Origin of the sequence: Kosakonia sp. SOY2, assembly GCF_027109175.1 — a bacterium.
Lineage (GTDB): Bacteria > Pseudomonadota > Gammaproteobacteria > Enterobacterales > Enterobacteriaceae > Kosakonia.
This window is the reverse complement of record NZ_JAPVXH010000001.1, coordinates 394,418-407,971: the sequence shown is the minus strand read 5'-3', so window position 1 is coordinate 407,971 and position 13,554 is coordinate 394,418. Positions and strand designations below refer to the sequence as shown.

At 55.7% G+C, this 13,554-nt stretch carries 13 protein-coding genes; 3 read left to right on the top strand and 10 right to left on the bottom strand.

The window, feature by feature from the left end:
• Positions 1-254: 254 nt before the first annotated feature.
• From O3S68_RS01870 to yieE, 6 genes are all read right to left on the bottom strand, one after another.
• On the bottom strand, positions 255-1,724 hold the full coding sequence (locus O3S68_RS01870) for an amino acid permease (RefSeq protein ID WP_020454390.1): 1,470 nt from the start codon (positions 1,722-1,724) through the stop codon (positions 255-257).
• Between the two features lie 182 nt (positions 1,725-1,906).
• The gene (locus tag O3S68_RS01865; protein ID WP_065370505.1) at positions 1,907-2,644 is read right to left on the bottom strand and encodes an amino acid ABC transporter ATP-binding protein; all 738 of its coding nucleotides are present in this window, start codon (positions 2,642-2,644) and stop codon (positions 1,907-1,909) included.
• Positions 2,625-3,281, bottom strand: a complete 657-nt coding sequence (locus O3S68_RS01860; RefSeq protein WP_269230680.1) for an amino acid ABC transporter permease — start codon at positions 3,279-3,281, stop codon at positions 2,625-2,627. Before O3S68_RS01860 ends, O3S68_RS01865 begins: the two co-directional genes overlap by 20 nt.
• Positions 3,281-3,946: an amino acid ABC transporter permease gene (locus tag O3S68_RS01855; RefSeq protein WP_020454393.1), complete on the bottom strand. Its 666-nt coding sequence runs from the start codon at positions 3,944-3,946 to the stop codon at positions 3,281-3,283. Before O3S68_RS01855 ends, O3S68_RS01860 begins: the two co-directional genes overlap by 1 nt.
• A gap of 3 nt (positions 3,947-3,949) precedes the next feature.
• Positions 3,950-4,735 carry a transporter substrate-binding domain-containing protein gene (locus O3S68_RS01850; protein ID WP_044489688.1) on the bottom strand — a complete coding sequence of 262 codons (786 nt, stop codon included), beginning with the start codon at positions 4,733-4,735 and terminating at the stop codon, positions 3,950-3,952.
• Between the two features lie 176 nt (positions 4,736-4,911).
• Entirely contained in the window at positions 4,912-5,778 is an 867-nt protein-coding gene (yieE, locus tag O3S68_RS01845; protein ID WP_045514131.1) for a DNA-binding transcriptional regulator YeiE, read from the bottom strand.
• 101 nt (positions 5,779-5,879) lie between these two features.
• On the opposite strand from yieE, the gene O3S68_RS01840 reads away from it, so the two are divergent.
• Both O3S68_RS01840 and nfo read left to right on the top strand, forming a co-directional pair.
• Positions 5,880-6,929, top strand: a complete 1,050-nt coding sequence (locus O3S68_RS01840; RefSeq protein WP_020454396.1) for a YeiH family putative sulfate export transporter — start codon at positions 5,880-5,882, stop codon at positions 6,927-6,929.
• Positions 6,930-7,000: 71 nt separating this feature from the next.
• Positions 7,001-7,858 carry a deoxyribonuclease IV gene (gene nfo, locus O3S68_RS01835; RefSeq protein ID WP_160269452.1) on the top strand — a complete coding sequence of 286 codons (858 nt, stop codon included), beginning with the start codon at positions 7,001-7,003 and terminating at the stop codon, positions 7,856-7,858.
• 50 nt (positions 7,859-7,908) lie between these two features.
• On the opposite strand, the gene fruA is transcribed toward nfo, so the two are convergent.
• Genes fruA through fruB form a run of 3 tightly spaced genes read right to left on the bottom strand, consistent with a single transcriptional unit; the run spans position 7,909 to position 11,686 of the window.
• The gene (gene fruA / locus O3S68_RS01830) at positions 7,909-9,600 is read right to left on the bottom strand and encodes a PTS fructose transporter subunit IIBC (RefSeq protein ID WP_269230679.1); all 1,692 of its coding nucleotides are present in this window, start codon (positions 9,598-9,600) and stop codon (positions 7,909-7,911) included.
• A 16-nt stretch (positions 9,601-9,616) separates the two neighbouring features.
• A complete protein-coding gene (gene fruK / locus O3S68_RS01825; RefSeq protein WP_045514123.1) occupies positions 9,617-10,555 on the bottom strand; it encodes a 1-phosphofructokinase in 939 nt (312 codons plus the stop codon).
• The gene (fruB, locus tag O3S68_RS01820) at positions 10,556-11,686 is read right to left on the bottom strand and encodes a fused PTS fructose transporter subunit IIA/HPr protein (RefSeq protein ID WP_020454400.1); all 1,131 of its coding nucleotides are present in this window, start codon (positions 11,684-11,686) and stop codon (positions 10,556-10,558) included.
• Positions 11,687-12,050: 364 nt separating this feature from the next.
• Here fruB and setB point away from each other — a divergent pair, with 364 nt between their 5' ends.
• On the top strand, positions 12,051-13,232 hold the full coding sequence (setB, locus tag O3S68_RS01815; RefSeq protein ID WP_269230678.1) for a sugar efflux transporter SetB: 1,182 nt from the start codon (positions 12,051-12,053) through the stop codon (positions 13,230-13,232).
• Here setB and O3S68_RS01810 read toward each other — a convergent pair.
• Positions 13,229-13,483, bottom strand: a complete 255-nt coding sequence (locus O3S68_RS01810) for a YkgJ family cysteine cluster protein (RefSeq protein ID WP_017458533.1) — start codon at positions 13,481-13,483, stop codon at positions 13,229-13,231. The genes setB and O3S68_RS01810 overlap by 4 nt on opposite strands.
• Positions 13,484-13,554: the final 71 nt, after the last annotated feature.

The following is a 13,554-nucleotide window of genomic DNA, read 5'->3' as shown; positions in this document are numbered from 1 at the left end:
AACAAAAAATTGCGAGGAATAGTGCTCACACACTGCCAAACACGTCAGCGTTACATTGACCCTGACAAGGAAATTATTGGCCTTCGGGCGTAGTAAGCCCGGGCAGACACCCTTTTTATTCAGGCACTTACATTAATTTAAGTGATAATGATTATCAATTGCGTTAAATTAAAGTTATGTAAATTATCGAAGCGGGAGGGAATGTTTGCAGGGGCAAAAAAAAAGCCCTCCATACAGAGGGCTAAAGAGTGAATTTATTTCGTGAAACGTTCCGGGAACTCCATTTCACTATAACGCACGAAACGGGTTCCTTTGGAAAATTTATAGCCTAACCAGATAATAAGGAACAGCGGGATACCGATATACGTCGCCGCAACGGCGCCCCAGTCAATGCTGTCGGCCAGGAAAGCCTGATAGTTCTGCCCAAGCGTGATGATGAGGCACAAAGCGAAGGCGAAAATCGGCCCCAGCGGGAAGAAACCCGAACGGTACGGCAGGTTATCCAGCGAATGCCCCTGCGCGACATAGCCACGGCGAAAACGGTAGTGGCTAATGGCAATCCCCAGCCAGGCAATAAAACCAGTCATACCGGAGGTGTTCAGCAGCCATAAATACACGGTCTGGTTGCCAAACATTGAGGTCAGGAAGCACAGCGCGGCAATCACCGTGGTGGCATACAGCGCGTTACGCGGCACGCCGCCTTTCGATAATTTCGCGAAAATGCGCGGCGCTTTGCCGTCACACGCCAGTGTGTAGAGCATACGCGTGGAAGCGTACATGCCCGAGTTCCCCGCCGACAGCACCGCCGTCAGGATCACCGCGTTCATCACCGCCGCCGCCGAGAGCAGACCCGCATGCTCAAACACCAGCGTGAACGGGCTGACGCTGATATCTTTCACGTCGTTGCGCAGCAGGCTCGGATCGGTGTACGGAATGATGAGGCTGATAATTAAAATCGCAAACACATAGAACAGCAGAATACGCCAGAACACCTGGCGCACCGCGCGCGGGATGTTCTTCTCCGGATCTTCCGATTCCCCCGCCGCGATACCAATCAGCTCAGTCCCCTGGAAAGAGAAACCGACAATCATTGCCACACCGATCATGGCGGAAAAACCACCGGCAAATGGCGCATCACCAATCGTCCAGTTGCTCCAGCCCGCCGGTTTTTCCCCCTGGAAAATACCGACAATCATCATCACACCAACAATGATGAAGATAATGACGGTGGCGACTTTGATCAGCGAGAACCAATACTCCGCTTCACCAAAGCCTTTCACTGAGATGTAGTTAAGCAGGAAAATCACCGCGAGGAACAGCGCGCTCCAGATCCAGCCTGGCGTGTCCGGGAACCACCAGGTCATGACTAATTGCGACGCCACAAGGTCAACGGCGATGGTCACCGCCCAGTTGTACCAGTAGTTCCAGCCCAGCGCGAAGCCGAAACCCTCTTCAACATATTTTTGACCATAGGTGGAGAACGAACCGGAAACCGGCATAAACGCCGCCAGTTCACCGAGGCTGGTCATCAGGAAATAGACCATCAGGCCAATCAGAATATAGGAGAACAACGCGCCGCCGGGGCCCGCTGAAGAAATGGTCGCCCCTGATGCGACAAACAAACCTGTACCGATGGAACCGCCAATGGCGATCATCGTCAGATGACGCGCTTTGAGTTCTCGACGAAGCGTGGGCGCTTCTGTGGTTTTAGTTTCGGAAACCATAAGAAAATGCTATCCATCCAAAAAATGAGGCGCGATTGTAGCAAACGAAACGCAGGCCTTCCGGCATAAAACGCCTCTTATTAGAGACCTTCATGATCGGCAACGGATTATAAGTAAAGCAGTGAATGGACAATGTTGCGAGGCGGTAAATAAGCTCCCGCGCGGATGCGGGAGCAGAAAGATCAATTCAGACCGCGTACCGAAGCGATAAACTGCTGCAGTTCCGGTGTTTTCGGCTGCGTGAAAAAGTGCTTGCTGTCACCCTGCTCCCAGACTTTTCCCTGATGCATAAACACGACGCGGTCACCCACTTCGCGGGCAAAGTTCATTTCATGGGTCACCAGAATCAGCGTCATCCCTTCACGAGCAAGCTGCTCCAGCACGCGCAGCACCTCACCGACCAGTTCCGGGTCCAGTGCCGAGGTGATTTCATCACACAGCAGCACTTTCGGTTTCATCGCCAGCGCACGGGCAATCGCCACGCGTTGCTGCTGACCACCGGAAAGATTGGCCGGATAGTAGTCGATACGCTCGCCAAGCCCCACTTTCTCCAGCATCTCAATGGCAAGGCGACGGCACTCGTCAGCAGGCAATTTCAGCACCCGGCGCGGTGCCAGCATCACGTTTTCCAGCGCCGTCATATGCGGGAACAGATTAAAGCTCTGGAATACCATTCCCACTGAGCGGCTGATCTCACGCGCCTGCGATTCCCGGTCGGTTACCGTCATACCACCCAGTTTGATGCTGCCATCCTGGTAGCCTTCCAGCCCGTTCATGCAGCGCAGTAAGGTGCTTTTGCCCGACCCGCTGCGGCCAATAATCGACACCACTTCGCCCATTTCAATGTCGAGGCTTACGCCCTTCAGCACATGGTTGTCGCCATAATATTTCTGCACTTCATTAATGGTGATGAGCGGCATGGAATTTCTTCTCCAGATAGCGGCTGTAGCGCGACAGCGGATAACACAGCAGGAAATAGCCCAACGCCACCAGCCCGAACACTTTGAATGGTGCAAAGGTGACGTTGTTAAGCATGGTGCCGGCTTTGGTGAGTTCGACAAAACCGATAATCGACGCCAGCGCGGTGCCTTTAATGACCTGCACGGAAAAGCCCACCGTCGGCGCAATGGCGATTCGAATGGCTTGCGGCGCAATCACGCGAAACAGCGTTTGACCAAAACTCAGCCCCAGACAGCGGCAGGCTTCCCACTGCCCTTTTGGCAGCGCGTTGATGCTGCCGTACCAGATATCAAGCAGGAAGGCGCTGGTAAACAGCGTTAGCGCCAGCGTCGCCGCCGTCCACGCGCTGACATCAATACCAAACAGCGCAAGGCCAAAAAAAGCGAGGAACAGTTGCATCAATAGCGGTGTGCCCTGAAATAACGTGGCATAGGCGCTGATAAACCGTTTTGGTAAGCTCCAGCGGCTAATGCGCAACACCAGTAGCGGCAGCGTTACCAGCGTGCCGCAGACGAAGGCGATCAGCGACAGCAGCACCGTCCAGCGCGCCGCCAGCAGCAGGTTGCGCAGAATATCCCAGTCGGTAAACGTACTCATCAGCTCTCGCTCCCCAGCCATTTGCGTCCGATTGCCAGCAGCAGCTGGCGCATCAACAGCGACAGCATCAGATACAGCAACGTGGTGACAAAATAGACTTCAAAACTTAAAAACGTGCGCGACTGAATCAGGTTGGCCATAAAGGTCAACTCTTCATAAGAGACTTGCGACACCACAGACGAGCCCAGCATGACGATAATGCACTGACTCACCAGCGCCGGATAAATGCGTTTCAGCGCGGGAGGCAAAATCACCCGTAAAAAGGTTTGCGATTTGCTAAGCCCCAGTACGCGGGCGGCTTCCCACTGCCCTTTCGGCGCCACCTGGATCCCGGCGCGGATAATTTCCGTGCTGTAGGCACCGAGGTTAACCAGCATGGCGATCAGCGCCGCTTCACCGGCGGTGAGTTTCAGCCCGAGGCCCGGCAAACCAAACACAATAAAGAACAGCTGCACCACAAATGGCGTGTTGCGGATAAGCTCAACGTACGCGCCCCAGATGGCACTTATCACGCCGGGTTTACCGCTACGCAGCGCCGCACCGACGATGCCGATCGTCACACCGCCAACCGTCGCCAGCGTGGTTAAGGTCACCGTGGTCCAGAGCCCAGCCAGCAGCTCCGGCCAGAACGGCCAGAGCGCGGCGAAATCAAGCGATGTCGTCATGCGTTACGCGCCAAAGTTGGCCGGTAACGGCGCCTGCATCCATTTCTGTGACAAGTTGTTGAGTTCGCCCTCTTTCAGCGCCTGCTCAACCAGCTTGTCGACTTCCGCTTTCAGCGCTGGTTCGTTTTTCATTAGCCCGATATAGCACGGCGAATCTTTCAGCATAAACTGGCTGACCGGCGCTTTTTGCGGGTTCTGCCGCGCAATTGCCGCCACAACAACGTTACCGGTGGCGAGATACTGCACCTGGCCGGACATATAAGCAGAAAGCGTGGTGTTGTTATCTTCGTAGCGCTTCACGTCGGCATCTTTCGGCGCGATATCGCTCAGCACCATGTCTTCCACGGCACCGCGGGTAACGCCGATAGATTTGCCGCTTAACGCTTTCGCATCGGTCACCGTGGCCTCTTTCGGGCCAAACACGCCAAGGAAGAACGGGGCATAGGCACGGCTGAAGTCGATCACTTTTTCGCGCTCCGCATTTTTGCCAAGGCTGGAAATCACCAAGTCAACTTTATGCGTTTGCAGATACGGCACGCGGTTGGCGCTGGTTACAGGCACCAGTTGCAGTTTCACCTTCATGCCTTTTGCCAGATATTCGGCCATATCAATGTCGTAACCCTGCGGTTTGAGATCGGTGCCAACAGAGCCAAACGGCGGAAAATCCTGCGGTACTGCCACACGCAATACGCCGCGCTGCTGAATATCCTGTAATTGATCCGCCATCGCCTGCGAGGCACAAGCCATCATCACTGTCGCCATCGCTGCGGCCTTTATCCACGTTTTCATCATCAACACCTCATCGCCCATGAAACAAAAGATTCTTTGAATCACTTTCTGCAACTAATGTGCCAATACGATATATTCTGGCGGAACGCGGCATGCGGGGAGTTCAGGGATGAATCGAAGGTTGCAGCGCTGCGTCTGCACCACCAAAACGGTGCAGACGCCTGCTGATGGTGCAATCAAATCTCGCAGTAGCGAATAAAGCGGTTTAATGCGCTGGAAAGGTGTTTCTGACGATGGTGGATACGCCACAGCGTGCGCACCAGACGGGGCAGCGGAACCGGCACTTCCACTAAGCTACCGGTTTCAAGCTGTTCAGCAATGACGCGCCGCGACAGGCAGCTAATGCCCAACCCGTGGCGCACCGCATGCTTAATGGCTTCTGAGTTGCCAAGCTCCATGCCCAGGTGAAACTGCGGCAAATGCGAGAGGAGTAAATAGTCGACGATTTCGCGTGTGCCGGAGCCGCGCTCGCGCAGGATCCACGGCGCAGCGGCGAGTTGCTCCAGCGTTACGCGCCCTTGCAGCAGCGGGGATGACGGCGGTGCAAACACCACCAGCTCATCTTCCATCCACGGCTCGGCGATAATTTCCGCGGTGTGGCACGGGCCTTCGATTAAACCGATATCAACGCGGAAATCCGCTACCGCATTGATCACGTCCTGGCTGTTACCCACGCTCAGTTCCAGCGGCAGATCGGGGAAATCGCGGCGGTAGTGGGCGATCACCTCCGGCAGGATGTAATTACCAATCGTGCTACTGGCGAATACGCGGATGGCACCGTTATCTTCGCGAAACAGTTGCTCGATTTCCGTCGCCTGTTCGAGCGCTGCCAGCGCGCGGGGATAGAGCAAACGCCCGTGTTCATTCACCACCAGCCGTTTACCCACGCGGTCAAACAATTGCACGCCCAGCTGGCCTTCAAGATCGGTCAGTGCCGCGCTAACCGCAGATTGCGAGAGCGCTAACTGCTGCGAAGCCTGGGTGGTGGAGCCGCTTTTCAGCACTTCAGCAAAAACTTCAAGCTGGCGTAACGTTATATGCATAGAGGTCACTTACCACTTATAAAGATTAATTATAAATATATAATCAATTTTACCTTTAAACCAGTTCGCCTTAACCTTTTCGCCATTGAGAGGAGAAGGTTATGACAGAAATCACGTTACAGACTCGACGCCATCCGGCATGGCATTTTGTTCCCGGCTTGTTGTTGACCGGCCTGATTACCGCCGCCGCATTATGGCTTGGCGCTATCCCGTCGGTCGCAGGCCTTGGGCTGAGCGCCTTAACACTGGCTATTCTTATCGGCATGCTGCTTGGCAACACGCTCTACCCCGCCTGGCACCATCGTTGCGACGGCGGCGTACTGTTCGCTAAACAGCACCTGTTACGACTGGGGATCATTCTTTATGGTTTTCGCCTGACGTTTTCACAAATTGCCGACGTGGGGGTCAGCGGTATCGCCATCGATGTGCTGACGCTATCGAGTACTTTTTTGCTGGCCTGTTTTCTTGGGCAAAAAGTATTCGGGCTGGATAAAAAAACCAGCTGGCTGATTGGCGCAGGCAGCAGTATTTGCGGCGCGGCAGCCGTGCTGGCAACCGAACCGGTGGTCAAAGCAGAAGCCAGTAAAGTGACGGTTGCGGTCGCCACTGTCGTGATTTTCGGCACGCTGGCAATCTTTATTTACCCGGCGCTCTACCCGCTGGTTGGTCACTGGTTTAGCCCGGAAACCTATGGCATCTGGGTAGGTTCAACGGTACATGAAGTGGCGCAAGTGGTTGCCGCCGGTCATGCCATCAGCCCGGAAACGGAAAATGCCGCCGTGATTGCCAAAATGCTGCGCGTAATGATGCTGGCACCGTTTTTACTGCTGCTGGCCGCACGCGTTAAACAGCTCAGCCCGCAGCAAGGGGCAGAAAAAAGTAAGCTGACCATTCCGTGGTTTGCGCTGGGCTTTGTGGCTGTCGCGGTGTTTAACTCGTTCCATCTGTTGCCGGCATCGATGGTGAACATGTTGAATACGCTGGATACGCTGCTGCTGGCGATGGCGATGGCGGCGCTGGGATTGACCACACACGTCAGTGCGCTGAAGAATGCCGGGGCAAAACCGCTGGTCATGGGGCTGATTCTGTTTGTCTGGCTGATTGTCGGCGGGGGCGCCATTAACCTGGCAGTTCATCACCTGATGGCATAAACCACTACATCTCCTCCCTGTTGACCCGCTATGATGAGCGTTTTCCCCTGGCGGGTTTAACAGGAGTTTTTATGAAATATATTGGTGCGCATGTGAGCGCCTCCGGCGGCGTGGCAAATGCCGCCATTCGCGCGGCTGAGATTGGCGCGACCGCCTTTGCGCTGTTTACCAAAAACCAGCGCCAGTGGCGGGCCGCGCCGCTGAGTCCGGAAACTATCGACGAATTCAAAGCCGCCTGCGAAAAATATCACTTCACACCCAATCAGATCCTGCCGCACGACAGTTACCTGATTAACCTTGGCCACCCGGTGGCCGAGGCGCTGGAAAAATCCCGCGACGCGTTTATTGATGAGCTGAGCCGTTGTCAGCAACTGGGGCTGAGCCTGCTGAACTTCCACCCCGGCAGCCATTTAATGCAGATCCCCGAGGATGAATGTCTGGCGCGTATTGCCGAGTCCATCAACATTGCGCTGGCGCAAACCGAAGGCGTCACCGCCGTGATTGAAAACACCGCCGGTCAGGGCAGCAATCTGGGGTTTAAGTTCGAGCATCTGGCGGCGATTATTGACGGTGTGGAAGACAAATCCCGCGTTGGTGTCTGCATTGATACCTGCCATGCGTTTGCCGCAGGCTATGATCTACGCACAGAACAAGCCACGGCAGACACCTTTGCGGAATTCGATCGCGTGGTCGGTTTCCAGTATCTGCGCGGTATGCATCTGAACGACGCCAAAAGTGCTTTTGGTAGCCGTGTCGACCGCCACCACAGCCTCGGCGAAGGTAATATCGGGCATGACGCGTTTCGCTGGATCATGCGCGACGCACGTTTCGATGGCATTCCTATGATTCTGGAAACTATTAATCCGGATATCTGGGCCGAAGAGATTGCCTGGCTGAAGGCGCAGCAAACCGCTGAAGCCACCGCATAAAAAAAGGGCCGCTAAGCGGCCCTTCTCATTTCCCGGATGTCGGCAATTTCTTATGCTACTTTTGCTACGGCTTCTGTTTCTGGCCGTTTCAGGAAGGCATACACCAGCCCCGCCAGCAGCGTACCCGCGACGATAGAGAGCAGGTAGCCCAGTACCGGCGTGATAGCGCCTGGGATCAGCAGCACAAACAGACCACCGTGCGGTGCCATCAGTTTCGCGCCAATCGCCATGGAGATAGCACCGGTCAGCGCACCGCCGGCGATACAGCACGGCAAAACACGCATCGGGTCGCGGGCGGCGAACGGGATAGCCCCTTCGGAGATAAAGCACAGACCCAGTACCAGCGCCGCTTTACCACCTTCACGTTGACCTTTGTCGAACTTGTTGCGGGCAACAATGGTCGCCAGACCCATCGCCAGCGGCGGCACCATACCGGCAGCCATAATCGCCGCCATCGGTGCGTAAGTTTGCGTACTCAGCAGACCCACACCAAAGGCGTATGCCGCTTTGTTGACCGGGCCACCCATGTCGGTACACATCATGCCACCGAGGATTGCACCCAGCAGGACAGCGTTAGCCGTGCCCATAGTCTGCAGCCAGGAAGTCAGGCTAGCGAGGATTTTCGCCACCGGCGTACCGATCAGGTAAATCATTGCCAGGCCGACAATCAGGCTGGAAACCAGCGGAATGATCAGAATCGGTTTCAGCGCTTCCATACTCGGCGGCAGCTTCAGGCCTTTACTGATGCCTTTCGCCAGGTAGCCCGCGAGGAAACCGGCAATGATACCGCCGATAAAACCCGAACCGGTGCTGACCGCCAGCATACCGCCGATAAGACCCGGGGTCAGACCCGGACGGTCGGCGATGGAGAACGCGATAAAGCCCGCCAGCACCGGCACCATCAGGGCAAAGGCTGAACCACCACCGATTTTCATCAGCGCGGCCGCCAGTGTGCCTTCTTCTTTAAACGCGGTAATACCGAATGCGAACGAGAGCGCAATTAACAGACCACCCGCTACTACCATCGGCAGCATGTAGGAAACGCCCGTCAGCAGGTGACGGTATGCGCCCGCACTCTCAGTCTTACCTTCAGCAGCATCAGCAGAGGGTTTACCCGACGGCTGATAAGGCTTCGCTTCCGCGACGGCTTTATCCAGCTCCTGTGCCGTTTTCTTCAGCGCCAGGCCTGTTGTCGTGCGGTACATCGGCTTACCGGCAAATTTCGCCAGGTCTACTTCGATGTCAGCGGCAACCACCACCAGATCCGCCTGCGCAACCTCTTCCGGAGTGATGGCATTGCCCGCACCCACGGAGCCACGGGTTTCCACTTTCACCCACCAGCCGCGTTTTTTCGCTTCGGTTTCGATAGCTTCCGCCGCCATAAAGGTGTGTGCCACACCTGTCGGGCAGGCAGTGACCGCAACAATGCGTTTCGGGCCACTACTGGTCACGGCTGTCGCCGCTGCAGCAGGCGCGGCATACACCGACGCATGGTTTTTCGCTTCGCTCAGGAACAGTTCCGGGTGGGCGACTGCGCGATTGATATCGCCCAGCCAGACCTTTTTCCCGTCCAGCGCACTGTCGCCTGGCAGCTTGCTACCCAGCACGATAGCCAGTTCCGCTTCGCCTGGGTTATCAATAAATTGCAGATTTGCTTTCTGCGCCGCCGCGCCCAGCAAGGTCTTCGCCATATAGGCGCGGGCCTGCCCGAGTTCGGAGTCGATTATCAGCAGCGTTTTCATTATGCCTCTCCTGCTGTTAGTTGAAGGGTTTTAAGTCAACTCGCGCCATCATCGCGGCTAACTGGGTACGATCGGTAATACCTACGTTACTCTGACTTACCGCCAGTGCAGCAACAGCGGTGGCCAGGCGTAATGTATGTTCACTGGACTCACGCATCAGCAGACCATAAATCAGCCCACCGACCATTGAATCCCCTGCGCCAACGGTGCTTACCACTTCCATTGACGGCGGTTTGGCGATCCATTCGCCCGAAGCGTTAACCCACAGCGCGCCTTCTGCGCCCAGTGAAATCACCACATGGGCGATCCCCTGTTCGCGAAGCGCATGAGCAGCTTCAATAACGTCCTTCAATTCTGGTAATTTACGGCCCGCCCAGATTTCCAGCTCACGGCGGTTCGGTTTCACCAGCCACGGCGCGGCTTTCAGACCGGCTACCAGCGCGTCGCGGCTGCTGTCGAAGATAATGCACGGGCACTGGCTACGCAGGCGCGTCATCCAGTCCGTAAAGGCTTCCGGGCTGACGCCCGACGGCAGGCTGCCGCTCACGCAAACCATGTCGAACTGACCAAGCCAGGTCAGCGAATCGTTAACAAAGCGTTCCCAGTCAGCCGGGGTGACTTCAAAACCGGAGAAGTTAAAGTCGGTCACTTCGCCATCTTTTTCCGTCAGCTTGACGTTGATGCGGGTACGCCCCTGCACCACCTGGAAACGGTTAGCAATACCCAGCTCGCTGAACAGTTGCTGAAAACCGTCCTGGTTATCTTTACCGAGGAAGCCACCCACGGTGACATCAATGCCAAGGTCTTTCAGCACTTTTGCGACGTTGATCCCTTTACCCGCGGCATGCAGGCCAGTGGTGCGCACAAGGTTAACTTCACCGCGTTCAATTTCCGGGGTGAAACCCACCAGATCATAGGCCGGATTCAGGGTGATCGTAGCGACACGTCTGCTCATTTATGCGCCCTCTCCCAGACCAGCAGCGATGGCTTCGCCAATCGCTTTCAGCGCCTGTTCAGCATCATCACCCTGCGCGGTGAAACGCAGGCGGTGTCCTTTTTTCACGCCAAGTGCAACAACTTTCATCAGACTACGTCCATTTGCAGGTTTGCCAGTACCGTCAAGGTTGGCGACGGTAATTTCACTGTTAAATTGCTTGATAGTGTTGACCAGCATGGTGCCCGGACGTGCGTGCAAACCATGTTCGTTACGCACGACAAACTCCTCGCTCAGCAGATCTTCAGCCACCGCATCGTCACTGCTCAGCAACGCCAGCAGCGTGGCGGCGTCGGCATTCAGCAACAGGTTGGCTTTATTGTTAAGCAGCAGATCGCTAAGACGCTTGAGCACCGCAACAGGCTGTTCGTCGGCCATCGCAACACTGACCAGCAGCGCCGCACGCTCACCTTCCACCTCAAACGGGGTGGCTGCACGGCTCACCGCAACCGCACTCAGCACGTTGCCTTCAGCACTGTCGTTCAGCCAGATGCCCTGACCCAGGTTCAGCGGTTTCTCGTTAATGGCGCGGGTAACATACGCGGCGTCAACCGCACCGGCCTCTTTCAGGCGTGCGGCGTTCAGCGCTTGCAGCGTCGTCAGATCGCTGGCGGCAACATCGAGCGTTAAGGTTTCATTATCCAGCTTGAGTGATGCGCTCAGTTTTTCGCCCATCAGCAGTGCGCGCAGCTCTTCAGCAGAGGTGGCGGACTGCAACTGTGCGGCGACAGAATCATCGCTCAGCACATGTGTCAGCTGACGCAGCAGGCCAAGATGTTCATCGGAGCTGGCGGCAATACCGATGGCGACATACGCCACCTGCCCTTCGCTCCAGAGGATGCCCTGCGGGAACTGGAAGACTTTCACACCGGTTTTCAGCACCTGATCGCGCGTGTCGGTGGTGCCGTGTGGAATAGCAATACCATTGCCAAGGTAGGTGGACGTTTGCCCTTCGCGCGCCAGCATGCCATCGACATAACCGTCGGCGACGTTGCCTGCTGCTGCCAGTGCCGCCGCAATCTGGCGGATAGCGTCTTCTTTATTACTGGCCTGCTGGCCTGGATGGATGTCCTGAACGGATAACTGGAACATGTGACCCTCTCTCGCTGACTTGAATCGTTTCAGCTAGGTTGAGAAATAGTGCGTCACCGCCGTTGTTCAGACATAACGCGATGACGCTGAAACGTTTCAAGGAGCATTCACTTTTTTTGTTCCGTAAGCAAGAATTCTCTTATTTGGCGTTGCAGAATTTTGAGGTTCAGCACATTTCGGCCACGCGTAAGGCAAATTTGCTGAAGCAGACTTTCTGTTCAGCAATCCACTTTCAGCTTTCGTCAGCCTTAATTAAAACCCAGGGAAAAGGTTTGGATTTTTTGTCGCAAATTTTGCTTAGCAGGCTGTGTTTTTTTCATGCAGCGGCGTACACTCCGCGTCTCGCTATTGGATCTCATTTAACATGCAAAATTCTCCCGCCGCTGCCCGTCCCGGCGCGTTTGATTTCACCTCAACGGCATTCCTGATCGTCGCCTTTTTAACGGGGATTGCCGGTGCGTTACAAACACCGACGCTGAGCCTGTTTTTAACCAATGAAGTGCACGTTCGCCCGGCGATGGTGGGCTTCTTTTTCACCGGCAGCGCGGTGATTGGCATTCTGGTGAGCCAGTTTCTTGCCGGACGCTCTGACCGCAAAGGCGATCGCAAGACGCTGATTGTCTTTTGTTGCCTGCTCGGCGTGCTGGCCTGTGTGCTGTTCGCCTGGAACCGTAACTACTTTATTTTGCTGTTTGTCGGCGTGTTCCTCAGCAGTTTCGGTTCAACAGCGAACCCGCAAATGTTTGCCCTTGCGCGTGAACATGCGGATCGCACCGGGCGTGAAGCCGTGATGTTCAGTTCGATACTCCGTGCGCAAGTATCCCTGGCGTGGGTGATTGGCCCACCGCTGGCCTACGCGCTGGCGATGGGCTTTGGTTTTTCCACCATGTATTTGTGTGCGGCGGCAGCCTTTATTGTCTGCGGCGCAATGGTGTGGCTGTTCCTGCCAACCATGCGTAAAGAGCCAAAGCTGAAATCAGTGGTGATGGAAGCACCACGCACGCACCGCCGCGATGCGCTGCTGTTGTTCGTGATTTGTACGCTGATGTGGGGCACCAACAGCCTTTATATTATTAATATGCCGCTGTTTATTATTGATGAGCTGCATCTGCCGGAAAAACTGGCGGGCGTGATGATGGGTACTGCGGCCGGGCTGGAAATCCCCACCATGCTCATTGCCGGGTATTACGCAAAGCGCTTCGGCAAACGCTTCCTGATGCGCGTCAGCGCCGTGGCGGGCATCTTCTTTTATGCCGGAATGCTGACGGTGCATACGCCCGTGGTACTGCTTGCTTTGCAACTGCTGAACGCGATTTATATCGGCATTCTCGCCGGGATTGGCATGCTCTATTTTCAGGATTTGATGCCTGGGCAGGCGGGTTCAGCCACCACCCTTTATACTAATACCACGCGTGTCGGCTGGATTATCGCCGGTTCGCTGGCTGGCGTGGTGGCAGAGATCTGGAGTTATCACGCGGTGTTCTGGATTGCGCTGGTGATGACGCTGGTTACGCAGGTGTGCCTGAGCCGGATAAAAGATATTTAAGGCGCGGTTTGTTGCTCAAGATCGAGCAGATAAACCATCGCCTGTTCGCGGTTTGCGCCGCACATGTCACGGCTCGGTTGCAGACCGGCACACACTTTTGGGCGCAGCGGCGAGCCGAAGATTTTGCAGCGCTTTTGCGCGTCGAGCTGAACGCAGGGCGTATTAGCGGGCTTCCCGTCAGGCATGCCGGGTATCGGGCTACTGATGGACGGGGCGGTACAGCAAGCTCCACAGTCCGGGCGGCATTCCATAAACGTTCTCTATTATCAGGCGCGCGGGGCTGCGCGTGCAGGGCGCAAGCTACCATCTTTTGCCCTCTGAA

What these genes read in the sequence shown, in the direction of transcription:
- O3S68_RS01850 (WP_044489688.1), bottom strand. Translation starts at nt 4,735, where the DNA reads ATGAAAACGTGGATAAAGGCCGCAGCGATGGCGACAGTGATGATGGCT.
- O3S68_RS01860 (WP_269230680.1), bottom strand. Translation starts at nt 3,281, where the DNA reads ATGAGTACGTTTACCGACTGGGATATTCTGCGCAACCTGCTGCTGGCG.
- fruA (WP_269230679.1), bottom strand. Translation starts at nt 9,600, where the DNA reads ATGAAAACGCTGCTGATAATCGACTCCGAACTCGGGCAGGCCCGCGCC.
- fruB (WP_020454400.1), bottom strand. Translation starts at nt 11,686, where the DNA reads ATGTTCCAGTTATCCGTTCAGGACATCCATCCAGGCCAGCAGGCCAGT.
- O3S68_RS01865 (WP_065370505.1), bottom strand. Translation starts at nt 2,644, where the DNA reads ATGCCGCTCATCACCATTAATGAAGTGCAGAAATATTATGGCGACAAC.
- O3S68_RS01855 (WP_020454393.1), bottom strand. Translation starts at nt 3,946, where the DNA reads ATGACGACATCGCTTGATTTCGCCGCGCTCTGGCCGTTCTGGCCGGAG.
- O3S68_RS01840 (WP_020454396.1), top strand. Translation starts at nt 5,880, where the DNA reads ATGACAGAAATCACGTTACAGACTCGACGCCATCCGGCATGGCATTTT.
- O3S68_RS01870 (WP_020454390.1), bottom strand. Translation starts at nt 1,724, where the DNA reads ATGGTTTCCGAAACTAAAACCACAGAAGCGCCCACGCTTCGTCGAGAA.
- fruK (WP_045514123.1), bottom strand. Translation starts at nt 10,555, where the DNA reads ATGAGCAGACGTGTCGCTACGATCACCCTGAATCCGGCCTATGATCTG.
- setB (WP_269230678.1), top strand. Translation starts at nt 12,051, where the DNA reads ATGCAAAATTCTCCCGCCGCTGCCCGTCCCGGCGCGTTTGATTTCACC.
- O3S68_RS01810 (WP_017458533.1), bottom strand. Translation starts at nt 13,483, where the DNA reads ATGGAATGCCGCCCGGACTGTGGAGCTTGCTGTACCGCCCCGTCCATC.
- yieE (WP_045514131.1), bottom strand. Translation starts at nt 5,778, where the DNA reads ATGCATATAACGTTACGCCAGCTTGAAGTTTTTGCTGAAGTGCTGAAA.
- nfo (WP_160269452.1), top strand. Translation starts at nt 7,001, where the DNA reads ATGAAATATATTGGTGCGCATGTGAGCGCCTCCGGCGGCGTGGCAAAT.